The 24,765-nt window shown below is 59.4% G+C and carries 21 protein-coding genes; 14 read left to right on the top strand and 7 right to left on the bottom strand.

Translation table 11 applies throughout. The features are described from left to right. Nucleotides 1-5,142 (top strand): dermonecrotic toxin domain-containing protein, encoded by a 5,142-nt coding sequence (locus GIV35_RS22385; protein ID WP_236304316.1) that lies wholly within the window; start codon nt 1-3, stop codon nt 5,140-5,142. A gap of 19 nt (nt 5,143-5,161) precedes the next feature. Here GIV35_RS22385 and GIV35_RS22380 read toward each other — a convergent pair whose 3' ends face one another. Next, nucleotides 5,162-5,431, bottom strand: a complete 270-nt coding sequence (locus GIV35_RS22380; protein ID WP_014718736.1) for a PepSY domain-containing protein — start codon at nt 5,429-5,431, stop codon at nt 5,162-5,164. Nucleotides 5,432-5,579: 148 nt separating this feature from the next. On the opposite strand from GIV35_RS22380, the gene GIV35_RS22375 reads away from it, so the two are divergent. The 7 genes from GIV35_RS22375 (at nt 5,580) to GIV35_RS22345 (ending at nt 11,585) form a co-directional block, all read left to right on the top strand. Further along, nucleotides 5,580-6,578, top strand: a complete 999-nt coding sequence (locus tag GIV35_RS22375) for a FecR family protein (RefSeq protein WP_236265122.1) — start codon at nt 5,580-5,582, stop codon at nt 6,576-6,578. A 314-nt stretch (nt 6,579-6,892) separates the two neighbouring features. Continuing rightward, nucleotides 6,893-7,351: a hypothetical protein gene (locus GIV35_RS22370; protein WP_236265123.1), complete on the top strand. Its 459-nt coding sequence runs from the start codon at nt 6,893-6,895 to the stop codon at nt 7,349-7,351. Continuing rightward, a complete protein-coding gene (locus GIV35_RS22365) occupies nt 7,351-7,902 on the top strand; it encodes an adhesin (RefSeq protein ID WP_200649049.1) in 552 nt (183 codons plus the stop codon). Before GIV35_RS22370 ends, GIV35_RS22365 begins: the two co-directional genes overlap by 1 nt. Before the next feature lie 68 nt (nt 7,903-7,970). Then, entirely contained in the window at nt 7,971-8,705 is a 735-nt protein-coding gene (locus tag GIV35_RS22360; protein WP_200649050.1) for a hypothetical protein, read from the top strand. Nucleotides 8,706-8,766: 61 nt separating this feature from the next. Then, nucleotides 8,767-9,447, top strand: a complete 681-nt coding sequence (locus GIV35_RS22355; protein WP_019817800.1) for a C39 family peptidase — start codon at nt 8,767-8,769, stop codon at nt 9,445-9,447. A 37-nt stretch (nt 9,448-9,484) separates the two neighbouring features. Next, nucleotides 9,485-10,228, top strand: a complete 744-nt coding sequence (locus GIV35_RS22350) for a hypothetical protein (RefSeq protein WP_105226688.1) — start codon at nt 9,485-9,487, stop codon at nt 10,226-10,228. A 49-nt stretch (nt 10,229-10,277) separates the two neighbouring features. Next, the gene (locus GIV35_RS22345) at nt 10,278-11,585 is read left to right on the top strand and encodes a hypothetical protein (RefSeq protein ID WP_032892089.1); all 1,308 of its coding nucleotides are present in this window, start codon (nt 10,278-10,280) and stop codon (nt 11,583-11,585) included. A gap of 496 nt (nt 11,586-12,081) precedes the next feature. On the opposite strand, the gene GIV35_RS22340 is transcribed toward GIV35_RS22345, so the two are convergent. Further along, nucleotides 12,082-13,404, bottom strand: coding sequence for a sigma-54 dependent transcriptional regulator (locus GIV35_RS22340; protein WP_034127717.1), 1,323 nt, complete (start codon nt 13,402-13,404; stop codon nt 12,082-12,084). A 344-nt stretch (nt 13,405-13,748) separates the two neighbouring features. Between GIV35_RS22340 and GIV35_RS22335 the strand changes: the two genes are divergently transcribed. Next, the gene (locus GIV35_RS22335; protein WP_034127718.1) at nt 13,749-14,009 is read left to right on the top strand and encodes a hypothetical protein; all 261 of its coding nucleotides are present in this window, start codon (nt 13,749-13,751) and stop codon (nt 14,007-14,009) included. 66 nt (nt 14,010-14,075) lie between these two features. Here the strand turns inward: GIV35_RS22335 and GIV35_RS22330 are convergent, their stop codons facing one another. The 3 genes from GIV35_RS22330 to gnd are packed head-to-tail and all read right to left on the bottom strand — an operon-like array spanning nt 14,076 to nt 17,400. Beyond that, the gene (locus tag GIV35_RS22330; protein ID WP_236265125.1) at nt 14,076-14,900 is read right to left on the bottom strand and encodes an HAD family hydrolase; all 825 of its coding nucleotides are present in this window, start codon (nt 14,898-14,900) and stop codon (nt 14,076-14,078) included. Next, nucleotides 14,897-16,420, bottom strand: coding sequence for a glucose-6-phosphate dehydrogenase (gene zwf, locus GIV35_RS22325; RefSeq protein ID WP_032892093.1), 1,524 nt, complete (start codon nt 16,418-16,420; stop codon nt 14,897-14,899). The genes GIV35_RS22330 and zwf overlap by 4 nt, the downstream gene beginning before the upstream one ends. After that, nucleotides 16,417-17,400, bottom strand: a complete 984-nt coding sequence (gene gnd / locus GIV35_RS22320; RefSeq protein WP_057702872.1) for a phosphogluconate dehydrogenase (NAD(+)-dependent, decarboxylating) — start codon at nt 17,398-17,400, stop codon at nt 16,417-16,419. The genes zwf and gnd overlap by 4 nt, the downstream gene beginning before the upstream one ends. Nucleotides 17,401-17,659: 259 nt before the next feature. On the opposite strand from gnd, the gene GIV35_RS22315 reads away from it, so the two are divergent. The 4 genes from GIV35_RS22315 to GIV35_RS22300 all read left to right on the top strand — a co-directional run bounded on the left by GIV35_RS22315 (nt 17,660) and on the right by GIV35_RS22300 (nt 22,455). Then, on the top strand, nt 17,660-17,836 hold the full coding sequence (locus tag GIV35_RS22315; RefSeq protein ID WP_196492057.1) for a DUF6026 family protein: 177 nt from the start codon (nt 17,660-17,662) through the stop codon (nt 17,834-17,836). Between the two features lie 157 nt (nt 17,837-17,993). Next, entirely contained in the window at nt 17,994-19,736 is a 1,743-nt protein-coding gene (locus tag GIV35_RS22310) for a phosphoethanolamine transferase CptA (protein WP_236265126.1), read from the top strand. A gap of 128 nt (nt 19,737-19,864) precedes the next feature. After that, nucleotides 19,865-22,102 carry a TonB-dependent siderophore receptor gene (locus GIV35_RS22305; protein WP_236265127.1) on the top strand — a complete coding sequence of 746 codons (2,238 nt, stop codon included), beginning with the start codon at nt 19,865-19,867 and terminating at the stop codon, nt 22,100-22,102. A gap of 140 nt (nt 22,103-22,242) precedes the next feature. Further along, entirely contained in the window at nt 22,243-22,455 is a 213-nt protein-coding gene (locus tag GIV35_RS22300) for a hypothetical protein (protein ID WP_236265128.1), read from the top strand. Nucleotides 22,456-22,555: 100 nt separating this feature from the next. On the opposite strand, the gene GIV35_RS22295 is transcribed toward GIV35_RS22300, so the two are convergent. Together GIV35_RS22295 and zapE are read right to left on the bottom strand one after the other, a co-directional pair. Continuing rightward, nucleotides 22,556-23,047: a GNAT family N-acetyltransferase gene (locus tag GIV35_RS22295; protein ID WP_105226683.1), complete on the bottom strand. Its 492-nt coding sequence runs from the start codon at nt 23,045-23,047 to the stop codon at nt 22,556-22,558. 165 nt (nt 23,048-23,212) lie between these two features. Beyond that, a complete protein-coding gene (gene zapE, locus GIV35_RS22290) occupies nt 23,213-24,319 on the bottom strand; it encodes a cell division protein ZapE (protein WP_105229130.1) in 1,107 nt (368 codons plus the stop codon). A 168-nt stretch (nt 24,320-24,487) separates the two neighbouring features. On the opposite strand from zapE, the gene GIV35_RS22285 reads away from it, so the two are divergent. Continuing rightward, the coding region (locus GIV35_RS22285; protein ID WP_236304451.1) for a hypothetical protein at nt 24,488-24,765 on the top strand (278 nt) is incomplete at its 3' end.

Genomic DNA, 24,765 nt, shown 5'->3' with positions numbered 1-24,765 from the left:
GTGGTTCGCTTAACCCCCCCGTATTTCTTCCCTGAGTTTCTCAAACCCCAAGGCAAAGCCTCGCCCACCGCTCGTGAACGCACGCTGGGGCTCACCGCCAAAGACCTTGATTGGCTGTACAACCTTTACCTGGCTACCGACGAGTCTCGGCAGGACACAAGCCGGCATGATCACCCCATGCGCGTTGAAAAGGTCCTGATCAACATTTCCGGCAAGCCCCCCATCCCCCTTGCCGGCGCGTTCGCGATCAGCCCCACACCCGACGCCGCCAAGGCGTTGCTCTACACCCCGGATAACGGCATACAGGTCTATGACAGCCACGCCGCCCTGCTGAGCGAGTTGATCGAGCAATTGGAAGACCCACTGCAGAGCGCCCCTTTGCTGAGCTACCTGTCGATGGACCAACGCAATGCGCTGGGCGCTGACTCGCCCATGGTGTTGACCACTCAGCTCATCGAGGGTGAAGTCATGCCGGAGCAAGCACGCATGCTCCAGGCCTGCCAGCTGGATAACGTCAAGGCCATGCTCGACCACCTGCAAAAAACCCCGACCTTGCCTGACATGCTCGACACGCTGCTGAGCGTCATGGCCCGCCCCCATTTCAAACACCTGGATCAACGGGACACACGGGTCAATGTCTTCACCCGCGAAGCTGAGCAAGCAACGCCACGTTGGGTCAACTCGCTGACCTTGAGCGAAGCGCTGCTGCAATTTTATGTGCGCCATGGGTGGCACAAAGGGCAGACACGCGAATACTCGAACCCAAAACATGACACCACTGGCTTCACTGCCTCCGAACGGGAAGAAGATCACCAGCGTTGGGAAGCCTTGATCGAACAAAGCTCCAGTACTTTCTCGAAGCTGTTGGAAAGCCTGCTGCAGACCTACTGGAATGAAGATATCGACAGCGGCACCTCGCGCGTGGATTTTTTTGCCCAGGTCGTGGCGCAGAAGTTTCGCCTCGATGTATTGCTCAAGCGCCAGGGTGAGATTATTACCGCAGAGGAAAGCCACGCATTTCAGGCCCTGCTCCTCAGCAACCAAAGCGCCCGCAGCGCCCATGCCGAAAACCTCAGCGTGGAAAAGGTGCGCCTTTATGCCCCCCATCAACATTACGTTGAACCGGCGAGCACCTTGATGATCACCGAGCACCACGCGTACCTCTACACCCAATCGCGCGGGTTACAGGTGCTGGAAAACCTCGACGACCTCAAAGACCGGTTACTGAGCATGCTCAAGGCCGAAGGCTACGAGGACGAATGGCTCAACTTCCTCTCATTGGATGAGCGCGACACGCTGCTCGGCCTGGACCCGATCGCCATCGCGGCAAACCCTATACCCGGCAATGTGTTCGTGACCTTGGTACAAGACATTGCGCGCAAGCAAACGGGCAACCTTAACCACGCCCTGGAAATCTACCGGCGCAGCGATGGCCAAGTGGACCTCGCGGCCCTGCTCGACAGTGCCCTGGACGTACGTGCCTTGCTCGACAATCAACTGGCCACACTGGAGACCAACGGGCGCTGGACCTTGCATCCGGTCACCCATGGTAATGGCCGCCCTTCGACCGTCAAGGCCGAGCGCGCCCGGCTGCAGCTTCAAAACCTGCGGGCGATTGAGCGTGCGCTGGCGATGGAGCGCGCGCATCACCCGACCTTACGTAGCATCGTCGCTGACACGCTCAACGCTGAACTGCAACTGCAGCAACAGCCAGTCAAAGCCGACGACGTGTATATCAATACCTACGCTACGCGTGCCCAGGAGCGTGAAGAGCGTCCGGCAGTGCAGTCATTGAGCATGCTTGAGCACTTCATTGAACGCCTGGCCCAAGAGGCGCCTGCGGTGCCCTTCTCGTCCAGGACGAAGTTCTATACACGGGGCGAAGGCAATGTCTTCATGCAAGTGCCAAGCATGACGCTCAAGACGTTCAACACCGTCATCGAGCGCGTCCTGCTGCTGTTTTCCAAGCACGCCATGCGCCAGCAACCCCATGAATTTCTCGTCAAGACTCACGCCAAACACGCCCACTCGATGCTGGTGGGGTTACGCAGCGAAGCCGAGCTGAGGTCGCTGGATAAAACCCTGGCGCCCACAAGCCAGGCCATTCTCGACACGCTACTTCAGCCCGACAGTCTTTCGCGCTTGACACGCCATGGCCTTAACGAATTTTTGCCGGATGCCTATGGCTTGACGTTGGACTTGAACGCCGTGGATACGCCACAACCGCTGGCCAATACGTTCGTGATCACTGAGCGCGGCGGTATCGACCCGCAGCGCTCGGGCCAGGCGCTGCTCTGGACCCCGCGCCTGGGCTACGAAGTCTTTGCCTCGATCAACGCCCTGCGCGATGAAATCACCCAGCGCCTGGCGCACCCACTCAACAGCTTGAGCCTGCTGGAGAATCTGCCGTTCTGCTTGCGCGAGCCCCATCAGGCATTTCGCCAGGGCCCGCTGCAACGTATTGATCAGGACCTGTTGAATGACCGAGTAGACAGCTACAACGACGCGGTCATGGAAGGCGTGGATCACCTGCAATCCATGGGCCTGCGCGCCCGCGCATTGCAGGACCGGTTGGACGCCGTCATCGAACAGCCTCCGCCCACCAACCTTGGCAGGGCAATCACACTGGCCGAGGCCATGGTCAACCAGCAGGCCCTGCCACTGTGGCTGGGTATGGCGCCGGCCCAGGACCAAATCCACCAGGCCGAGCTTCTGGAGCAATACTGCAACAACGCCGACGAGGAACACGACTACCTGCATGGCATCCAACCCCTGCGTGCTTATGCCTTCACCACGCTGATGGCGCTGCTTGAGGCGCGCTTTCCCGGCCAGGCGCTCAACCCCGATCACATCCTGATCCCCACCGATGCAGTGCTCGATGTGAATGTCGACAACCTGACCGACTTTGCGTTGCGGCACTGGCCAAATCTGACGGTTCAACACATCCGCCCGCGTTCACGCACGGCAAAGCCATTACCGCAAGCCCTCGACGCAAGTGCCGTGATACAAATGGTGCGCCAGCTGGATCTCAAAAGTGCTTATCAGCAACAGGTGCGAAGCCACCTTGAGGCGCAAACCGATGATGCACGCCAACGCAGACGTCTGTTTTGCCGTCAGTTGCCGTGGCAAGCGCTGCAACACGCCCACGAGCAAAGTCTGCAGGAGCGGCTTTCCACCCGAGCCTTGAGCCTGGTCCAGCAGATTTTCGATATGCCGGACGCCGTGGCCCGAGCTTCACTCAGCGGGGCCACGGCGACGATTCGACCGCTGGAACTGATCGCCACCGAAGGCGCCAGTACCGCCAAGGTGTTGGGCGTGTACCTGATCGGCCCGCAGTTTCCTGGCGAGGGTCCCCGGGTGCTCTACGCGCCGTACAGTGAACAGCATGTGTTCAAGGAATACGCGAATGAAACGGCCTTGCTGGATGAGATACAAAGGCCAGGCGCCCTGCAGGACTGGGTGCTTATGCACCTGGAAGATCCGCACCAGGCCACTTACCGCCACTTGCTGAAAAACAACCAGCGTAGCCCGTCCGATATCCGCCTGGCCGCTTCGGCAGTGACGGGCAATGTGCTGCATTACCTGTTCAGCGAAAACACATTGATGTTGCTCAAGGTACTGGGCAGCCAATTCGAAGAAGGCGCCAAGACCTTGTGGGACCATGCGACCCGCTTGTTCGGCACGCAAATCCCGACGGCGGTGCAGTTCATGGCCGGCAAACTCGCCTACCCGCTGGTGGTATGGCGCAGCTACACCTTGTTCAAGCGCTCGGCCGAAGCCTTGCAGCTACACCAGTGGAAGGCTGCATTCAAGGATTTCGTCAGGGGCGTGGCGCAAATGGCCGCCCTGCGCAGTGCGCTGGACGGCACCGCCATTGCCCCACCGACTGAAAAGGAGCGCTCGCTGGCCGAGCTGACAGATGAGTCACTGCCCGCAGCCACCACCCTCGCCACCTGGCATGTCACCTGCCCTTCGCGCACCCGGCTGCAGCCGTTCGAGGCACAGGATGTGGCGTTGCAAGACCTGAAAAAGAGCACGCTCAGCCAGGTGTATGAAGACCAGGAAAACTCGAAATACTACGTGCCGCTGGCCGGCAAGGTGTATAGCGTCAAGAAAGCCGCACAACACTGGCGCCTCGCCAACGACGAGCAGGTGGGGCCGTACATCGGCCGTAATGCGCAGGGCATATGGGTACTGGAGCTGGGCGGCCAGGAGCCGCGCTTCGGCAGGGCTCAGTCGTACCTCAAGACGTGGCGCAATGAAGTACGGGATATCAACATTGAAGCGATCGGCATCCGCGATATTGGCGCGTTGACCTATTGGAAAGCCCAAGCCATCACTGAAGCGTTGAACTTTGCGACTTATTACGCGCTGAACTGCCGCCGCAACGTTGCGCGTTTTGCTGTACAACGCGACCCTGACAGCCGGGTTGGGCGATTTTTAGGGGAAATGTTTGGTGTCGTCACACTGACCCCGGACCAGGTCTTGAGAGTCACAAAAATAATCGACGAGATCATCGATGAACTCACCGACCCCAGCTTGACCGGTCCGAACTCCATGCGCTTTGTCGCGGGCACCAGCCGACAGGATCCGGCGTCGGATTATGCATTCATGATTCCCGCCGACAGAGAACGCAAGCTGTATCTGCTGAGCCGATTCTTCGACCCCAATCTGGACGTCTACCAGAACCGTCTGCTGGAGAATGTGGCGTTCAACATATCGACGCACGCCAGGGCCAGCACGCTGATTCACGAATTATCGCACTTGAAGCTCGACACCGTGGACATTGCCTACCTGGACAGCATGCGACCCTTCCCAGACTTGATCAATATCGCAAGGCCCGGCGCCGAAGTGCTTAAAACCACCCTGGAAGATTTGCGCAGCACCGCGTTATCGACGATGACGCCTGCAACGATGCTGTTCAAGACTCAAGACAGCCTCACCGAATTGTGGGAAGACTTTAAGCCTGGTTCTGCAATTGAAAAGAAAATTTTCAAGGCCACTGGCGCCAAGACCCTGCAGGACGCGAGGATCATTTTCATGTCAGTCCCTGATAAGCGTATTGACACCATCCTGGCCAACGCCGACTCGGTGACGTACCTGATCACCCATCTTGGCCGCCAGTTGGAGCCGGGGGCCTGAACGGCCCCCGGCGAGTGCATCAGTCTTTCTGGTCACGCAGCACGTTACCGGAAGCGCCGTCGATGCGCGCCTCATACACGATGCCATCGGACTTGCGACCTTTGACTTCCCAATAGCCATTGTCATCCGCTTCAGCGGCGTAGACCTCAATGTAGCCGGCCTTGGTTTTCGCCACCTCGATGGCTTTCTCAATGGTGATCCAGCCTGCACCCGGCTTGTCGGCCATGGCGGCGCCAGCGCTCAACAGCGCGGAAGTAGCACACAGGGCGATCAAGGTTTTCTTCAACATTTTCGTACTCCATAGTGGACGACAGGTTAATTCCTGATTTTTTAGGCGCACACAAACAAGAATAAGTTCCAATTGATGTGCAATCGCCATGATGCGGTTCTCGCCGTCTACCTTGGGAGGTTAGAATGTGGGAAATCAGGATGAGTTAATGAGCGAAAAGCCCCTTTCAGAAACCGAATATGACGCCATCACCGACGCCGCCGCGCATTGGTGCATGCGCCTGCATGCTGCAGATTGCACGGCGGACGAACGTCAGGCTTTTACCCAGTGGCACGATGGACATCCGCTGCACGCCTTCGAATATGCAGCCATGCTCGAGATCTGGGACGTGGCCGACCATCTGCCCCGCGACAAGCCTGAGGCGGTGGTGGTCCCAATCAAGAAGCCGCCCCGCCGCTTCCGCACCTACGCGGTGGCCGCAGCGGTGTGCCTGGCAGCATTGCCGCTTGCCGCCTTCACCGGCTGGGAAGCGGGCTGGTTGCCCAGCTCATATGAACGGTTCGAAGCAGCCAATGGCTTGAAAAAAGTCACCCTGGGCGATGGCAGCCAAGTGGAGTTGAACCTGGGTACCGAGTTGGTCTACAGCCATTACAAGGATCAGCGCCGTGTCACCCTGAAAAAGGGCGAAGCGTTCTTCAACGTCACGCACGACAGCAACCACCCGTTTATCGTGCGGGCCGGCGAAGGCCAGGTGCGAGTGACCGGCACGCAGTTCAATGTCTGGGAATATGAAGATCAGGTGCGGGTGATGTTACTGGAGGGCTCGGTGCAGATCTCCAGCGACGGCGAGCATGCCAGTGTGCCGCTTAGCCCAGGCATGCAAGCCAGTTTCCGCCAGGGTGACGCCACCCCGCAGGTCGCCGCTATCAACCCCGATGACACCGCGCTGGCATGGCGCCAGGGCAAGCTGGTGCTCGACAACCTGACCCTCACGGACGCCTTGCCCCTGATCAACCGCTACCTGAAAAAGCCGGTGATGCTTGCAGACGCCAGTACCGGTGCGATTCGCGTCGGCGGTATCTATAACATCAACGAGGTCAACAACCTCGTGCCCTCCCTGCCCAAGGTGTTGCCGGTCTACCTGACCCAAAACCAGGACGGCAACCCCGTGCTCAATTCCATTCCGCGTAAAACCCCCAAGGGCTGAGCCCGCTCGCACGAAGCGGTACGTTTGGGCCGCGGGTGTCCGTTTTTGAAACACCTCCCTCACCTGCATCGCCCGCCGTGTGCGGATTCATGGTTCTGTCACAGGCAGTGTTACATGGCTGAGACAGCGTGAGGCGAGCACAGGTATGCCTCAAGCGCTCAGGACTGTTTCAAACCTGAAACGGGGGTGCCATCACTTTGCCTCGACTTTAGCCCAACCCCTTGAATATCAACATTTAATAAAAAGCGGCACGCCTTCTGCTCTTTCCCTGACAACGCTGTTTAGGGTCAGCGTTAAGAATAAGGACTGCCGCCGTGAACACACTCACACACACCTCGTCGATAAACGTACTGCTGATCAGTTGCGTGCTCAGTGCAGGTGTCAGCCTGACGAGCCAGGCGGGTGACGGTGTGATCGTGACCGGGCGTACGGTGCAGGGCCACATGTACGGGCGCACCTCCCTGCCCGACCCCTACCCCAATACCGCCAACGCCAACCCCAGCAAAGAGATCAACAGCGCCCTGACCGGCGAACTCAGTGACAGGGACATCGGCGGCATCAGCAGTGGTTCCAGCCTCGCCCGCACCCTTCAGCCCAATGGCAGCTTGTCGGGCCTGGGTGCCACCCAAAACAGCATGTCGACACTTGGCGCTGGCGCAGCGGCCGGCCACGGTGCGGGCAGCGGCGGCAGCATGGGCGGGCAGATCAGCGACTCGGTCCAGCGTGGCATGGCGCCGCTCAACAATCTCGGCAGCATGATGGGGGGCAAGTGATGAAGCGCGCCCTGTTGATATTCGCCCTGCTGAGCAGCGCCTCGGCAATGGCCGACAACAGCGCCGTGATCAACCACAGCGGCCAGCAGTATGACGGTGTGCTGTCGATCAACCAGGCCGCCGGCACGGGGCAGCAAATGTCCAACAGCCGCGCCATCGCGCTCGGCGGCCAGGCCACCAACGTCGACATCCAGCGCGTCAACGGCAAGGTCGACCCGTCCCTGAACGCCAAGGCCGCGATCCAGGGCAACTCATTCAGCAGTGGCAACGGTGTGCTGGGCATCAACCAGTCTGCCGGGGCCAATAACCAATCCATCAACGCTGTGCGGATCAGCCTCAACCCTGGCCCGCAGAGCATCGATGACAGCGTCCTGTTGCAACAGAACACGACGACGCTGGCAACCGACTCAGGGCTCACCCCCACCACTGGCAGCCGCCAGGTCGTGACCAGCGACCAGGCCTTCACCGGCAGCCGAGGAGTGACACAGGTGAACCAGAGTGCCGGGGTGGGGAACCGAGTGGCTAACACCCTGGGCATCACTATCAAGTAACCGCTTGGTAGACGTGCGTTAGACCGTACCAACACTTAACCAACTAATTAGAAGCAAGGAGAAACACCATGAAACCTCAAATGGCTCTGAAACCAATGGTTTTCGCTCTCGCCGCACTCATGGCTGCTGCTGCTCAAGCGGGTGGCTGGCATCCAACCCCACAACCCACCGGTACCGTGGCCGCTGTGGTCACTGACGTACAAAAAAGCGAACACAACAAATTCGACGACACCAACACCGATAACAATGCATCAGCTGAAAATTCGGTAAATAGCAACAGCGGTAATGTCGGGGCCAACGTACAATCAGGTTCCGGCAACCAGGCTGACAACGCCGGCGCCATCTCCAGTGCCAAAGGCGACTTCGCCACCGTGTTTGCCGTGATTGATGTCGACCAAGGCAGCTCGCATAACAACTTCGTCAACAAAGGCACGCAAAACAACGCCTCTCTTGACGACTCCATCACCGGCAACTCCGGCAACGTGGGTTACAACGGCCAGGCCGGCCAGGGCAACCAGGGTAAAAACAACCTGGCCATCACCACCGCTGACGGCAAGAACATCGCAGCGGCTTCCAACACCGAGCAGAACTCGCTCAACAACAGCTACCTGAACACGGCCGCCAGCAGCCATGGTTATGGCAAGCCTCAGTACGTGTCCAACAACGCAAGCCTCGAAAACTCGGTTAACCGCAACTCCGGCAACGTAGGCGTCAACCTGCAATCCGGTGCGGGCAACCAAGGCAGCAACAGCCTGTCGATCGGCCAAGGTTGCAGCGTCTGCGCCAGCGGCGTGCGCTTCTGATCCAACGGGGCCTTGGCGACAAGGCCCTTTTTTATTCCAGTGTCCAACAGGTCATTCGATCATGCGTATCGCGACCCTCACCCTCCTGATGTTACTCACCGGCACGACCTGGGCAGGCACCATGGCAATCTCCGCCATGCCCGGCGGTGCGGTGATTTTCAAGAAGGTGGAGAGCATTCGCGAGCGCCGGTTCGCCAACCTGGTGGAACAGAAAACCGATTTCAGCTGCGGTGCCGCGGCACTCGCCACCATCCTGCGCCAGGCCTATTGGCTGGACGTCGACGAAGCACACATCATCAAAGGCATGCTGGTCACTGCCGACCAGGACCTGGTACGAACCCAGGGCTTTTCCATGCTGGATATGAAGCGCTACCTCGAAAGCATCGGCATGCGCGCCCGGGGCTACAAGATCGCGCCCGAGACCCTGCTGACCGTGAAAATCCCCGTGGTGGTGCTGCTGGAAATCCGCGGCTACAAGCACTTCGTGGTGTTGCAACGGGCCGACAAGGACTGGGTGTACATCGGTGACCCCGTATTGGGCCACAAGCGCTATTCCCATGACGATTTCGTCAAAGGCTGGAATGGCATTGTCTTCGCCGTACTGGGCGAGGGTTACGACAAGGCCAACGTCTTGCTCGACCCGCCTCTGCCGCTGACCGCCAAGAGCCAGATGAATGAGTTCCGGCCTGTGGGCGATGCCGAGTTGATGGATTTCGGTTTTATCCAGAGCGACTTCTTCTAGAAGCGCAATAAGGGGCAGGACGCCCCAGGAGCAGCAAATGAACACTTCCCGTTGGCTGACGGTCTTGTGTCTGGCCGCCTCAATGCCTGCTTATGCGTCCTCGGGGTTCAAGCCCATCGAACTCAAGGACGCCGAAATGGCCGAGCTGCGTGGCCGTTACGTGATGCCGGGGCGCATCATCAGCTTTGGCATTGTCATGAGCAGCACCTGGACCAATGCCGTCGGTGACAACATCACCGGCACGGCCAACATGCACATCGACAAGACCACCATTACTCCACAGTTCTACGTGCAAACCACCGGCTCGACCGGTACCGGCACGCGCCCCAACACCGGCACCGGAAATGTGGTCGGTGGTGCCGGCCTCGGCAGCGGCCAGGGCGTGACCCAAAGTGTACGCGCCGCCGGCGATGGCAACGCCGCCTACAACAATGTGGGCATCAACGTCGAAAATGGGGTTACCCCCGCCAATAACCTGCAGTCCGGCCAGGTGCTGGTGGCGGGCGGCACAGTGACCGGGGACAGCGCCGCGGGCCGTGTCAGCGTATCGGCCAACAGTGGCGGCGTGCAGATGGCCATCCAGGCCAATCACAACCAGGGCAACAGCCTGCAACAGATCGGCGCGGGGAATGTGCTTCAGGGCACGGTATTGACCGGCGATAGCAACCTTGTCAGAAACATCACCCAGATCAATGTCGTGATGAACAATAGCGGGCTGAATAACGCCGCGTTGAACTGCAACCTGGATCAACTCAAAGGCCTACGCACGCTCGGTTATTGAACTACGCTGACCCTCGACACTCACGCATTAGAAAAGGACGGCTTATTTCATGCATCGATCGTTATCGCTACGTGCGGTGGTTTGTTTGAGTACGCTCTTGCCCGCATCCGTGCTGTATGCCGCGCCAGACGCTGACATCGAAACCCTGAAGAAGGAACTCCTGGAACTCAAGCAACGCTACGACGTGCAGCAAAAAGCCTTGGCCGTGCTGGAGCAGCGTGTGCGCCAGGTCGAGGACCAACCGGCAACGCCCGCCCCCAGGCGTCTGGCCAAATCACCGGCAGACTTCAAGAACGGCGCTAACACTGTCGCGGCTAGCGGTACGGGCGCAGCCGCGGCATCCGGTGGCGCTGGCGGGGGTGGCAGCTCCTACGGCCAGGCCCTCAAGGACGACTCCGCCCCTGCGCAAAGTGTGAGCAACCTGTACAACGAAGCCAGCGGCTTTTTCGGCAATGGCAAGTTCAGCGTGGAAACCGGCATCACCTATGCCCGTTATGACGCGCGCCAGTTGACGCTCAATGGTTTCCTGGCGCTGGACTCGATTTTCCTCGGCAACATCAACCTGGACCGGATCAAGTCCGACAGTTGGACCCTGGACCTTACCGGGCGCTACAACGTCGACAACCGCTGGCAGTTCGACCTGAACGTGCCGGTGGTGTACCGCGAGTCCACCTACCAGTCGGGCGGCGCCGGCAACGACGCCACCGCCACCTCCGAAGGTTCCGTGACTCGTGACCCGACCATCGGCGATGTCAACTTTGGCGTGGCGTACAAGTTCCTCGACGAAACCTCGACCTTGCCGGACGCGGTGGTATCCGTGCGCGTCAAGGCACCGACGGGCAAGGAGCCTTTTGGCATCAAACTGGTCCAGCAACCGAACAACGACAACCTCTACGTGCCCGAAAGCCTGCCCACGGGCAACGGGGTCTGGTCGGTCACACCGGGCATTTCCCTGGTCAAGACCTTCGACCCGGCCGTGTTGTTCGGTTCGTTGTCGTACACCCATAACTTTGAAGACTCGTTCGATGACATCAGCAGTCAAGTCAATCAGAAGGTGGGAGGCAAGGTGCGCCTGGGCGACAGCTTCCAGTTCGGGGTCGGCGTCGCCTTTGCCCTGAACGAGAAGATGAGCATGTCGTTCTCGGTTTCCGACCTGGTGCAGCGCAAGAGCAAACTCAAGCCGGATGGCGGCGACTGGCAATCGGTGGTGTCCAGCGATGCCAACGCGGGCTACTTTAACGTGGGTATGACGATTGCCGCTTCGGATAACCTGACCATCGTGCCGAACCTTGCGATTGGCATGACCGATGATGCACCGGACTTTACGTTCAGCCTGAAATTCCCGTATTACTTCTGATTGGTTTGCCCGCAGGCGGTGGGTCAGTTGATGCATCTGTGACTGCACTCCCGCCTTCGCAGGCAAGCCAGCTCCCACATTGGCAATGTATTGCCCACAAAATCAACGCCTGGCACAGATCCCCTGTGGGAGCGGGCTTGCCCGCGAAAGCGGAGTGTCAGTCACTGAATCTCTAACTGAACCACCGCTTTCGCAGGCAAGCCAGCTCCCACATTGGTTATGTATTGCCCACAAAATCAGCGCCTGGCACAGATCCCCTGTGGGAGCGGGATTGCCCGCGATAGCGGTGTGCCAGTCACCGAATCTTCAACTGAACCACCGCTATCGCAGGCAAGCCAGCTCCCACATTGGTTATGTATTGCCCACAAAATCAGCGCCTGGCACAGATCCCCTGTGGGAGCGGGCTTGCCCGCGAAAGCGGAGTGTCAGTCACTGAAGCTTTAACTGAACCACCGCTTTCGCAGGCAAGCCAACTCCCACTTTGGTTTTACCCGCCCTAGCGGATCTGGTGTTTGTGCAGCAACCGGTAGAACGTCGGCCGGGAAATCCCCAGCACGCGGGCCGCGACACTGAGGTTGTCGCTGTGCCGGTTGAGCACATCGCACAGCGCCTGACGTTCGGCACGGTGCTTGTAGTCTTCCAATGTCGCCATCGGCGCCGAAATGACCTGCTGGCCCTGCAGCCCCAGGTCAACCGCTTCGATCTGCCGCCCTTCGGCCAGCACCAGGCCGCGCCGTACGCGGTTGGCCAGTTCACGCACATTGCCCGGCCACGGGTGTTGCCCCATCGCCACCAAAGCCTCTTCGCTGAAACTGCGCGGGCGTCGCCCGGTTTCCTGGCTGTAGAACCGTGAAAAGTGGTTGGCCAGCATTGCCACGTCGCCATGGCGTTCGCGCAACGGCGCGGTGACCACTTGCAGCACATTCAGGCGGTAATACAGGTCTTCGCGAAAGGCGCCCTTCTCCACCGCGGCCTCGAGGTTGACGTGGGTGGCAGCCAACACGCGTACATCCACCGGGATCGGCTGGCTGCCGCCAACGCGTTCGATGTGTTTTTCCTGAAGAAAGCGCAACAGGTTGGCTTGCAGCTCCATCGGCAGATCGCCGATTTCATCGAGGAACAGGGTGCCGCCGTTGGCCGCTTCAATACGTCCGATCTTGCGCTGATGGGCGCCGGTAAAGGCGCCTTTTTCGTGGCCGAACAGCTCGGACTGGATCAGGTGTTCAGGGATGGCGCCGCAATTGATCGCGACAAACGGCTTGGCGTGCCGTTGGGACTGGCGGTGCAAAGTCTTGGCCACTAACTCTTTGCCCGTACCGCTGTCACCGCGGATCAGCACCGGGGACTCAGTAGGCGCCAACTTGGACAACAACTTGCGCAACTCTCGGATGGGACGGCTTTCGCCCAGCAATTCATGGGGCTCATCCACCGGGGCGTAGCCCTTGCCACGCAGGCGCGCCATGCCGAACGCACGGCCCAGGGTCACCTGCACCCGGGACACATCGAAGGGCAAGGTATGAAAGTCGAAAAACCATTCGCAGACAAAATCGCCGACGTTCTGCAAACGCAGTACATCCTGGCTGAGCACGGCGATCCACTCGGTGCCGCTGCGACCAATCAACTCTTTGACTGCTTCAGGGCGTTCCAGGTGATCGCGTTGCAAACGCAGCAGGCCCACATCGCAGGAGCGCTCACCTACCGCCTCCAAGGCACAGCTGTCCACTTCCCAGCCGGCGGTGCGTAAACCGGGTAATAACCCGTGGCAATCGTCACAGGGGTCGACCACCAGTAAGCGGCGTTGAGCGGGTGTCGCAACCATGACTGTTCCTTGGCGCCAATATTGTTAAAGTTATTTAGAAACAACAGTTTGTGTCGACTGTTGGTAACCCTAGCAAGATCTTGACGCTTACCTTGTACCCTTTCGCTATAAGCGTGGGCAAAAAGCCATGCCTGTTTCGTAGCGCGCCAGAAGTTGCTCGCCAGTGAAAGGTTTATTGCGCTTTCAAAACAGCCGCTTACATGACGTCAATCAGGGAACGTTAAAATTTCTTGCCCTAGCATGTGACCCGCACCCCACCATCGTGCATCAGTACAAGTAACCCACCGCACGGTCAGCCCAACCGCCGGTACTCACTTGAATGGGCATACAGAGAGAAGACCCAAATGAACGCTCCGCTGCGCATCAACGAAGCTCTTTTGATTGCAGACCGTGCCTTCCAGCCTTTTCAATGCGTGGCCTGGCACGATGGCGTTGGCGCCCTCAGCCTGAGCGTCATCGACCGCACCAACACCCGCATCGGCAGCAAACAGTTGCCGTCGACTGCCTATACCGACCCGGCCCAACTTGAAAACCTGCTATTGCAGGCCCGTGCCGAGCTCGATAAAGATGGCCACCAGTTGCAACACTGGGCGATGCCAAAGTAATGCAATGCAGCAACTTCCAGCCCAAGTAAAACTTGAGCTGGAAGTTGTACAGTCATACGTGCACGCTTAACGTGCGGCGAGAATAAAGCGTTCGAACGCCTCGGCAGCGCCGTCTTCGACATTGCTGCCGGTGACCACATTGGCCTGGCGCTTGACGGTTTCTTCGGCCTGGCCCATGGCAATCGACAACCCCGCCACATGAAACATCGCCGGGTCATTGCCACCGTCTCCAATCGCAGCCGTTTGTGCAAGCGGTACGCCCAGGTGTTCAGCCAGGGTTTTCAAGGCTTCGCCTTTATTGGCCAGCATCGCGGTCACGTCCAGATACACCGGCTGCGAACGCGACACCTGGGCCAACCCCTGCACTTTCGGCTGCAATTGCGCTTCCAGCTCCACCAGCAACTGGGTGTTGTTGCTGGCGGCGACGATCTTGTCGACCCTGTCCAGGTAAGGCTCGAAACTCTCCACCACTACCGGCCCATAGCCCAAGCCATCGGCTTCGCGCTGCACCATGGGCCCGGGCGGATCACGGCGCAGCCAGTCGCCATCGGCAAACACCCAGACTTCCACGTCCGGCTCGCTGGAAAACAGCGACAGGGTGATCAGCGCCGCTTCCGCCGGCAGATGATGAGCAATCAGGATGCTGCCATCCGGGTTGACCAACGTACCGCCATTAAAGCCAGCCACCGGCACATCGATGCCAAAGGTCTCGATCAAATGCCGCATGGCCTTGGGCGGACGCCCGCTGGCCAGGCTGAAAATCACCCCAGCCTCGCGCATAGCGCGAATGGCATCGGCGGTGCGTTGGCTGAGGCTGTGGTCGGGATGCAATAGCGTCCCGTCCACATCACTGAGGACAAACCGGACGGGATGAATCGTCACGTCACTCATCCGAGGCTATGCCAGGCGCGGCCATCGCGGGCCAGCAAGGCATCGGCCGCCGCCGGGCCATCCTCACCAGCCTTGTAGGCCTGGATACCATCATCTTGCTTCCACGCATCCAGGAACGGCTGCACCGCACGCCAACCGTTCTCGATGTTGTCGGCGCGCTGGAACAGGGTCTGATCGCCGGTCATGCAGTCGTAGATCAGGGTTTCGTAACCCGTCGACGGCTGCATCTCGAAGAAGTCCTTGTAGTCAAAGCCCAACTCGATATTGGCCATCTCCAGGGTCGGCCCAGGCTGCTTGGCCAACAGGTCGAACCACATGCCTTCGTTCGGCTGGATCTGGATTTTCAGGTAAGTGGGCTTGAGTTCATCGACTTCGGTATCGCGAAATTGTGCATAAGGCGCCTGCTTGAAGCAGATCACGATCTCGGTGTCGCGGATGCTCATGCGCTTGCCGGTACGCAGGTAAAACGGCACACCGACCCAACGCCAGTTATCAATCATCACTTTTAGCGCGACGAACGTCTCGGTGCTGCTGTCCGGCGCGACGTTGGCTTCTTCGCGATAGCCGGGCAATGGCTTGCCGGCGATTTCGCCAGCGGTGTATTGGCCGCGCACCGAGTTGGCCCGCGCATCTTCCAGCGACCAGGGGCGGATCGCACCGACCACTTTGGCCTTCTCACCCCTCACCGCGTCGGCACCAAAGGCTGCCGGCGGCTCCATGGCGACCATTGCCAGCAGCTGGAACAGATGGTTGGGCACCATGTCGCGCAAGGTGCCGGTTTTTTCGAAAAAATTACCCCGGGTTTCAACGCCGACGGTTTCAGCGGCAGTAATTTGCACGTGATCGATATAGTGGTTGTTCCAGAACGCTTCGAACAGCACGTTGGAGAAACGGCTGACCAGGATGTTCTGCACCGTCTCCTTGCCCAGGTAATGGTCGATGCGGTAGATCTGCTTCTCGCTCATCACCTTGAGCAGGCAGGCGTTGAGCGCCTCGGCGGTGGCCAGGTCGGAGCCGAACGGCTTCTCGATAACCACGCGCCGAAAGCCCTCGTCCGTTTCATTCAACAAACCGGCACTGCCCAGGCGCTGCACCACTTCACTGAAGAAGCGCGGTGCAGTGGCGAGGTAGAACACCGCGTTGCCGGTGCCGCTGTCAGCGATCTTGCTGGCGATATCGGCATAGGTGCTGTCGTCGAGGAAATCGCCCTCGACGTAGCTGATGCCCTTGGCCAGTTGCGCCCACAACGCGGGGTCGAGGGCGTTCTCGGCATTGCCCCTGACTTTGCTGGAGGCTTCGGTACGAATGAAGTCCTCGAGTTTCTTGGCAAAGTCCGCATCGCTGATGGCGTTGTGATCAACACCGACGATACGCAGGCCATCACCGAGCAAACCGTCACGGCTGAGGTTGTACAGCGCCGGCATGAGCAGGCGCTTGACCAGGTCGCCATGGGCGCCAAACAGAAACAATGTGGTGGGTGGAGCAGGTTCGGCCTTGGGTTTCTTGCCGTTGGCGGTCATTTTTTGGAAGTCTCCACATGACCACCAAAGCCGAAGCGCATGGCAGACAGCATTTTGTCACCGTAGGTGCTCTGCTGGCGGGAACGGAAACGCGCGAACAGCGAGGTCGACAACACCGGAACCGGCACCGCCTGCTCCATCGCTGCTTCGATGGTCCAACGGCCTTCACCGCTGTCGGCCACGGAGCCCGAGTAGCCGTCGAGTTTCGGGTCGGTGGCCAGGGCGTCGGCGGTCAGGTCCAACAGCCAGGACGACACCACGCTGCCACGACGCCAGACTTCGGCGATGTCGCCAACGTTGAGGTCAAAGCGCTGGTCTTGCGGCAGGTTTTCCGAGTTCTTGGTCTTGAGGATGTCAAAACCTTCGGCAAACGCCTGCATCATCCCGTACTCGATGCCGTTGTGGATCATCTTGACGAAGTGCCCGGAACCCGCTGGGCCGGCGTGAATGTAGCCCTGCTCGGCACGTGGGTCGGCAGAGGCCGAACGGTCCTTGGTGCGCGGAATGTTACCCAGGCCCGGCGCCAGGCTTTTGAAGATCGGGTCGAGGCGATTCACGGTCTCGGTGTCGCCACCGATCATCATGCAATAGCCCCGTTCCAGGCCCCAGACGCCGCCCGAAGTGCCCACGTCCACATAGTGCAGGCCCTTTTCAGCCAGGGCCTTGCCGCGACGCACGTCGTCCTTGTAGTTGGTGTTGCCGCCGTCGATGATCACATCGCCGTCTTCCAGCAGTTCGCTCAGTGCGTTGATGGTGTCTTCGGTGGGCGCGCCCGCCGGCAACATGACCCAGACAGCACGGGGCTTTTGCAGGCCGGCCACCAGCGCTTTCAAGTCGGCAACGCCGGTGGCGCCCTCCTCGCTCAAGGCTTTGACGAAGGCTTCGTTACGGTCGTATACAACGGTGGTATGCCCATTGAGCATCAGGCGCCGCGCAATGTTACCGCCCATGCGGCCTAGTCCGATAATCCCCAGTTGCATGTGCTGATGCTCCTAACTTCTAAAAAATGTGTGACATAGTTTATAGCGCAATGAGGCTAATGAGGGTTAGTCCAGAGCGGATCCGTGTAGTTTCATGGCAAAAAAGTTGCCATCGTTTCACCATCACCCCGGCAAAAGTCACACGACCGCAAAAAATAAAAAAGTTCCCTTGCCGCGAAAAAGAATTCAAACTTGCTTCCGACTGTTGCCAGAAACCTGTTTCGGCACCGCGATCTACCGGCTATTTGCGAGGTAAGCAATGAGCACAGCACAGATGACCCGTCCGCCACAGACCCTCTACGTCACCCTCCGTCGCGATGAATTGCGCCAGTTGAAAGACGAGCGCGATCAGTTGCAACAGGAAGTCCTGCGCCTGCGCTTGCACCTTCAAGCCCAGCTCGATCAGCCGTCGGATGCCAAGCCTGCCCTGTGCTGATGCCCGCGCCGAACGCGTTGTAAGGCAATACCTACAGAAAACTCACAAAGTTTTCACATTCCCCTCTTGATACTCCCGTTCCGCGATGCCGCTCACTTCCTGGGCGGCCCGATGTTGCGCGCCTGTGCGCGACAATCTATTTCTGATGGGGCGCTGGATGGCGATGTTCAAACGCAGCACGACGACTGCGAAAGGCTTTGATTGGGCCGGCCTTGGCTGGTTATTCCTGTTTTTCTGGTATTTCTCGGGTATTACCCAACTTCTTATCCAGCTGACCGGCACCTCCGGCTTCAGTGGCTTCCGCCAGGCCTTCTTCATGAGTGCGCTGTGGCTGGCGCCGATGCTGCTGTTCCCGCGTCGTACGCGCCTGCTCGCCGCCTTGATCGGCGTGGTGCTGTGGGCTTGCTCCATGGCGAGCCTGGGTTATTTCTTCATTTACCAGCAGGAATTCTCCCAGAGCGTCATCTTCATCATGTTCGAGTCGAACATCTCTGAAGCCGGCGAATACGCCACCCAATACTTTGCCTGGTGGATCGTGCTGGCGTTCATTGCCCACACCGCCTTCGCCATCTTCCTGTGGACGCGCTTGCGCCCGGTGTATCTGCCTCGCGGCCAGTCGATCGTGGCAGCCATTGCCATCGTCCTGGCGGTGGTGGGCTACCCACTGGTCAAGCAGATCGCCACCAGCGAAACCATGGAATTGGCCATCGATCGTTTTGAAACCCGCATCGAGCCTGCCGTGCCTTGGCAGATGATCGTCGCCTATCGTCGCTACACCGAGCAGTTGGACAACATGCAAGGCATGCTCACCAGTGCAAGCAAGATCCCGCCCTTGAACAACCTCAAGGACAGCATGGCCGGCCAGCCGTCCACACTTGTCTTGGTCATCGGCGAGTCGACCAACCGCCAGCGCATGAGCCTCTACGGCTACCCGCGCAACACCACGCCGGAGCTGGACAAGCTGCGCGACCAACTGGCCGTGTTCGATAACGTCATCACCCCGCGCCCCTACACCATTGAAGCGCTGCAACAGGTGCTGACCTTCGCTGACGAAGAAAACCCGGACCTGTACCTCAAGACACCGTCGATTGTCAGCGTGATGAAACAGGCTGGCTACAAGACCTTCTGGATCACCAACCAGCAGACCATGACCAAACGCAACACCATGCTCACGACCTTTTCCGAACAGGCCGACGAGCAGGTGTACCTGAACAACAACCGCAACCAGAACGCCCGTCAGTACGACGGCGACGTACTGGCGCCGTTTTCCAAGGCCCTGGCCGATACCGCCGAACGCAAGTTCATCGTGGTGCACCTGCTGGGCACCCACATGAGCTACCAGTACCGCTACCCGCAGACCTTCGACAAGTTCACCGACCGCCAGGGCGTGCCGGCGGGTGTCAGCGATGCGCAGTTGCCGACCTACAACAGCTATGACAACGCGGTGCTGTACAACGACTTCGTGGTCTCCAGCCTGATCAAGGACTACGCCAAGACCGACCCCAACGGCTTTTTGCTGTACCTCTCGGACCACGGCGAAGACGTGTTCGACTCCGCCGGCCACGACACCTTGGGCCGTAACGAAGGCAAGCCGACCGCGCCGATGTACACCATCCCGTTCATGGCCTACGCCTCGCCCAAATGGCGCGAAAATCACGACTGGAGCTTCGCCGGCGACTTGCAGCGGCCTTACAGCAGTTCGCAGTTGATCCACACCTGGGCCGACATGGCAGGCTTGAGTTTCGATGAGCTGGACCACAGCAAGAGCCTGGTAAGCGACAGCTTCAAGCCTCGCCCCCTATTGATCGGCAACCCTTACGAGACCAAGCAGAAGGCGCTGATCGACTTCAGCCTGATCAAGCCCAAGAAGGCCGACGGCGCCGAAGTGGTGGCCAAGTAAGCCAGGGTCTTGTAACAGAAAGATAACAATCATTCTCGTTTGAGCCTAAAGTTCCGCAGTTCCTTTCGTCTTTGAACCAAGCCCTCCCTGCCTGGGGAGGTATCAAAGACGACAAGGAGTCTGCAGCGATGTTTGCGCCCTTCACCCGTTCCATGACCTTCACCTTCGGCTTGTTCAGCCTGGCGCTGAGCCCGGATTCGCTGGCCGACACCGCCCCCGATACAGCCCCCGCCAAAGCCCTGGAACTGGGCGCGACCACCATCAGCGCCGACGGCCTGGGCGCCACCACCGAGCACACCGGCGCCTACACTACTGGCTCGATGAGCACCGCCACGCGGCTGAACCTCTCCGTCAAGGAAACCCCGCAATCGATCTCGGTGATCACACGCCAGCAGATGGACGACTTCAATCTCAATACCCTGACGGATGTGTTGCGCCAGACCACGGGCGTCAACGTTCAGCATTACGACTCCGATCGTGTCTACTACTCCGCCCGAGGCTATGGCATCAGCAACTTCCAGGTTGACGGGATGCTCAACACTTTCGGCTACATGAAGACCGACGCCGACACCATCATCTACGACCGCATCGAAGTAGTGCGCGGCGCGACGGGCCTGACCACGGGCGCAGGCGACCCTTCGGCCACCGTCAACATGGTGCGCAAGCGCCCTACCGCCCAGTGGCAGGCCAAGACCGGCATCAGTGGCGCCAGCCATGACAACTACTACAGCTACGTTGACGTGGGCGGCCCGCTGGCGTTCGACGGCAAACTGCGCGGGCGTAGCGTGCTGGCTTACCGCGACAGCAAGTCTTTTCGTGACAACTATGGACTGCAGCGGGCGGTGGGCTACGGCATTCTCGAGGCTGACCTTTCCGACGATACCGTGCTGGCCGCAGGCTTTGATTACCAGGACAAACAGGTGCAAGGCACGTCTTGGGGCACCGTGCCCTACTGGAACAGCCAGGGCGGCAAGGCCAGGCTGCCCCGCTCCACCAACATGGCGGCGCACTGGAGTTCCTGGCCGCTGACCGATAAGACCACCTTCGCCACCCTCGACCATCGGCTCGGCGGCGACTGGCACCTGAAGGCCGCCTATACCCATCGCCAGAGCGACACCGATGGCAAGGTGTATTACGGCGGCGCCGGTTTCCCCAACCCCGACCGCAGCGGCATGACGGCTTGGGCCAGCCATATGCGCGGTACCTCGCGCATGGAGGCCATCGACCTCAACCTGGCCGGCAGCTACACGCTGCTGGGCCGCGAACACGCGCTGATGATGGGCTATGGCGAAGCCGCCCAACGGGATGTCTCGCCCTTCATGCGCAGCGACCTGCCAGCCAGCTATTACCCCATTCAGGACTGGAAGCACATGGGCGGCATCGGCAAGTTCACCGACCAGGTGACCGACCTGAAGGGTGAGCACAGCAAGAAACAACAGAAAGCCGGCTACCTGGCCACAAGGCTGAGCCTCACGGACCGCTTGCACGCCGTACTGGGCAGCCGTTACGGCAGTTGGGAGCTGGAAAGCGCAGAGCCCAAATACGATGCCAACGACCAACTGACCGCTTCGGGCAAAACCAGCCAGACCCACAATGATATGTGGACGCCCTACGCCGGCCTGCTCTACGACATCACGCCGCAGTACACCGTCTACGCCAGCTATACCGACATCTTCAAACCCCAGGACTACCGTGATGCCAACAAGAAGTACCTGGAGCCTGTGGTCGGCAGTAACTACGAAGTGGGCCTCAAGGGCAGTGTGCTGAACGAGCGCTTGAACCTGGCCGCCGCGTACTTCTGGAGTACCCAGGACAACGTCGCCGAGCGGGATGACTCAGTCCCGCCCAACCCGGTCACGGGCGAGGAGTACTACAAATCCGGCGGCAAAGGTAACAAGGTCAACGGCTTCGAGCTGGAAGCCGCCGGTGAAATCACGCCGGACTGGAACCTGTCCGCCGGCTACACCTACACCCATTCGGTCAATGGCTCTGACAAACGCAACAACACCAGCCAACCCTTGAACCTGGTGAAGATCTCCAGCGCCTATCGCCTGCCCGGCGCCTGGCGCAAACTGACGGTCGGCGGCGCCGTGAACTGGCAAAGCGAAACCTACGACTTCAGCAACCGCCCGACCGGGCAGCGCAACAGCGAAGGTAGGCCAATAACCACCCGGGCGAAAATCACGCAACAGGGCTACACCGTGGTCAATCTGATGTCGCGCTACCAGTTCGACGAACAGGTTTCGGCGTCGGTCAACGTGAACAATCTCTTTGATAAGAAATATTACGAGCGCGTTGGCTTTTATAACGGCGTGTATTGGGGCGAACCGCGCTCCGTCACGCTGGCATTGGATTGGAAGTTATAGCCTCGCACGTTGAAGTTAACAAAACTGTTAACTTCAACGGCATCTCCCGTTAATTCCCACTTAATAAGATAACGCCATAGTCGCTCCATGATCTGATCACGAAGCGACCAGACACCTATCACTTTAATGGGGATACCACTATGAAACTCTCGACCTTGATGCTGGCCAGCCTGATGACCCTGACCTCTGCCGCTGCCTTTGCAGAGGGCGGCGCAGAGCGCTCCAAGGAGTTCTACAACAACTTCAGCTTCATTCAGGAAAAAACCCACGGCAAGGCTGAGCAACAAGTTGCCAGCGCCGATGGCAAGTCGGTCAAGGCCGACACGCTTGATCAGGCGCAACCGAACAGCTGAGTTAATGCTTACTTAATCCGTAGCACCCTGCGCCATTCTGCTCCGTTGGCAAAGGTTTATTGGGCGCCATTTAATGGCGCCTTTTTTTGCCGGTTATTTATTACAACGATTTATTCCAGAACAACATCCGCCCATGGGCCGGATCAAACACTGAGTCGTCAAAACCGAACTTGCGGTACGCCGCCTGCGCCAGAGTATTGCCTTCCAGCACTTCGAGGGTAATCTTGCAGCAACCGCGCTGCCGGGCGATTTCCTCGACCTTTTGCAGCATCTTCTGACTCAACCCCAACCCCCGAAACTGCTCTTTCACCACCACATCATGGACATTGACCAAGGGCCGGCAGGCGAAGGTCGAAAAGCCCTCGAAACAATTGACCAATCCCGCTGGCTCCCCCCCGACGAACGCCAGCACACTGAACGCGTGTGGGCGCTTGGCCAGTTCGGCTGGCAACTGCTGCAAGAGATCGGCTGGCAGGCTATGGCCGCCGCCCATCGGATCTTCAGCGTAATGGTTGAGCAACAGGCCAATGGCGTCGGCGTGCACGGCGTTGGTATAGCTGGCTTGCAGCACCAGGATGTCTGGGGTGTCCATTTCCTTCCTCGATAGCGACAACCAGGGAATCGTTTCCCTTTGAGAGCTGCGATTGTAAGCGTGGAGTCGGCAGTAGATGAAGGAGATAAGCGACAAATCGCTGACAGAAAATGCGAAGCTTGCGCGCATCAAAGCGTGCAAAGAGCTTTGGAGCGGCGATTTTTCCTAAGTGGCGAAGCGTTCCAACTGCATCTCTTGCAGACGGCTCAGGGTGCGGCGGAAAGGAAACTCCAGGTAGCCTTCGGTATACAGGCTGTGCAATGGCACCTCGGCGTCGATAAAGAGTGGCACTTTGCGGTCGTAGCATTCGTCCACTAACGCGATAAAACGCCGTACGCTGTCGTCATGCACCGACAACTGTGGCAACTCTCGATCCCCGGCCACCACGCGCTCGGCGCCGTCTTCGGTGCCACGGGCAATCCGGCCCGGGCGTTTCTGTGCACTGAGGTTGGGGACGTCTCCTAGCAGGATGGCGTGGAAGCGATCACATAACAGCATGAAATCCATCGCGGCCAGGGGCTGCTCACACAGGTCGGCATAGCGACACCAAAGCACGGTGTCACTGGCCTGCACCGTCATGATGGTGCGGTACCCTACGCTTACCACCCCGCTGGTCACGGTTTGGCCTTGGCTCAACTGTCGGAACAGCGCCGCCAGTGCCTCGGGCTGATTCACCCAATAGCGCTGCATGCCCACGCCGGGATGCAAGCGATGATCCTCGCCACCGTCCACGGCCACCACCTGCATATGCTGCTTGAGCGCGTCGATACCCGGCAGGAAACGCTCACGGTTGAAGCCGCCGGCATACAACTGGTCGGGCGGCTGGTTGGACGTGCACACCATCACCACACCCTCTTCGAACATCACTTGGAACAGGCGGCCGAGAATGATCGCGTCACCGATATCATTCACAAACAATTCATCGAAGCACAGCACGCGCACCGCCTGGCTCAGCTCCCTGGCCAACGCCTGCAAGGGGTCCTGGGTGCCCGTGAGCTGGAATAAGCGCTGGTGCACCCACGCCATGAAGTGGTGAAAATGCTGGCGCCGCGCAGGCACGCGCAAGCTTTGGTAGAACTGGTCCATCAACCAGGTCTTGCCACGCCCCACCGGGCCCCACAGGTAAACGCCGGCAATCGACGAACGCCCTTGATGCAAGGCCTCGTGACAGGTTTGCAAGGCTTGTACCGCCCGGCGCTGGGCGTCGTCGGCGACGAAACCTGGCTGGGCGATGGCATGTTGGTAAGCGGCGAGAGGCGAGTCAAAAGTCATGCTTGCCAGTATGACGGACGCAGAGCTGTCCAGGCGCGAAATCTTGGGCTGTTTGCCTGAGGCGAGCATGAGTATTTGCACAACGCTGTAGCGGTAGACGGTAACCACGATGCGAAGTGAGCCGCTGTCAGAGCGGAACCCTAGGTGGCCGTTACCGCAGGAATGGATATGTACGGTCTGATAACCCTGTGTCGGCTGGCATGCCGCCATCGCAGGCAAGCCAGCTCCCACAGTTGGAACCCGGCGCGTCAGGTAGAAATGCGTCGGCTGGCAGGCCGTCTTCGCAGGCAAGCCAGCTCCCACAGTTGGAACCCGGCGTGTCAGGTAGAAATGCGTCGGCTGGCAGGCCGTCTTCGCAGGCAAGCCAGCTCCCACAGTTGGAACCCGGCGTGTCAGGTAGAAATGCGTCGGCTGGCAGGCCGTCTTCGCAGGCAAGCCAGCTCCCA

The sequence above is a fragment of the Pseudomonas sp. PA-1-6B genome (genome assembly GCF_021609545.1).
GTDB lineage: Bacteria > Pseudomonadota > Gammaproteobacteria > Pseudomonadales > Pseudomonadaceae > Aquipseudomonas > Aquipseudomonas fluorescens_BV.
This window is presented reverse-complemented; position numbering and strand designations above follow the sequence as displayed.

Excerpts from the sequence above, each read along its gene's own strand:
- GIV35_RS22380 (WP_014718736.1), bottom strand. The coding sequence starts at position 5,431 with ATGTTGAAGAAAACCTTGATCGCCCTGTGTGCTACTTCCGCGCTGTTG.
- GIV35_RS22375 (WP_236265122.1), top strand. The coding sequence starts at position 5,580 with ATGAGCGAAAAGCCCCTTTCAGAAACCGAATATGACGCCATCACCGAC.
- GIV35_RS22365 (WP_200649049.1), top strand. The coding sequence starts at position 7,351 with ATGAAGCGCGCCCTGTTGATATTCGCCCTGCTGAGCAGCGCCTCGGCA.
- GIV35_RS22360 (WP_200649050.1), top strand. The coding sequence starts at position 7,971 with ATGAAACCTCAAATGGCTCTGAAACCAATGGTTTTCGCTCTCGCCGCA.
- GIV35_RS22355 (WP_019817800.1), top strand. The coding sequence starts at position 8,767 with ATGCGTATCGCGACCCTCACCCTCCTGATGTTACTCACCGGCACGACC.
- GIV35_RS22350 (WP_105226688.1), top strand. The coding sequence starts at position 9,485 with ATGAACACTTCCCGTTGGCTGACGGTCTTGTGTCTGGCCGCCTCAATG.
- GIV35_RS22345 (WP_032892089.1), top strand. The coding sequence starts at position 10,278 with ATGCATCGATCGTTATCGCTACGTGCGGTGGTTTGTTTGAGTACGCTC.
- GIV35_RS22340 (WP_034127717.1), bottom strand. The coding sequence starts at position 13,404 with ATGGTTGCGACACCCGCTCAACGCCGCTTACTGGTGGTCGACCCCTGT.
- GIV35_RS22335 (WP_034127718.1), top strand. The coding sequence starts at position 13,749 with ATGAACGCTCCGCTGCGCATCAACGAAGCTCTTTTGATTGCAGACCGT.
- GIV35_RS22330 (WP_236265125.1), bottom strand. The coding sequence starts at position 14,900 with ATGAGTGACGTGACGATTCATCCCGTCCGGTTTGTCCTCAGTGATGTG.
- zwf (WP_032892093.1), bottom strand. The coding sequence starts at position 16,420 with ATGACCGCCAACGGCAAGAAACCCAAGGCCGAACCTGCTCCACCCACC.
- gnd (WP_057702872.1), bottom strand. The coding sequence starts at position 17,400 with ATGCAACTGGGGATTATCGGACTAGGCCGCATGGGCGGTAACATTGCG.
- GIV35_RS22315 (WP_196492057.1), top strand. The coding sequence starts at position 17,660 with ATGAGCACAGCACAGATGACCCGTCCGCCACAGACCCTCTACGTCACC.
- GIV35_RS22310 (WP_236265126.1), top strand. The coding sequence starts at position 17,994 with ATGGCGATGTTCAAACGCAGCACGACGACTGCGAAAGGCTTTGATTGG.
- GIV35_RS22305 (WP_236265127.1), top strand. The coding sequence starts at position 19,865 with ATGTTTGCGCCCTTCACCCGTTCCATGACCTTCACCTTCGGCTTGTTC.
- GIV35_RS22300 (WP_236265128.1), top strand. The coding sequence starts at position 22,243 with ATGAAACTCTCGACCTTGATGCTGGCCAGCCTGATGACCCTGACCTCT.
- GIV35_RS22295 (WP_105226683.1), bottom strand. The coding sequence starts at position 23,047 with ATGGACACCCCAGACATCCTGGTGCTGCAAGCCAGCTATACCAACGCC.
- zapE (WP_105229130.1), bottom strand. The coding sequence starts at position 24,319 with ATGACTTTTGACTCGCCTCTCGCCGCTTACCAACATGCCATCGCCCAG.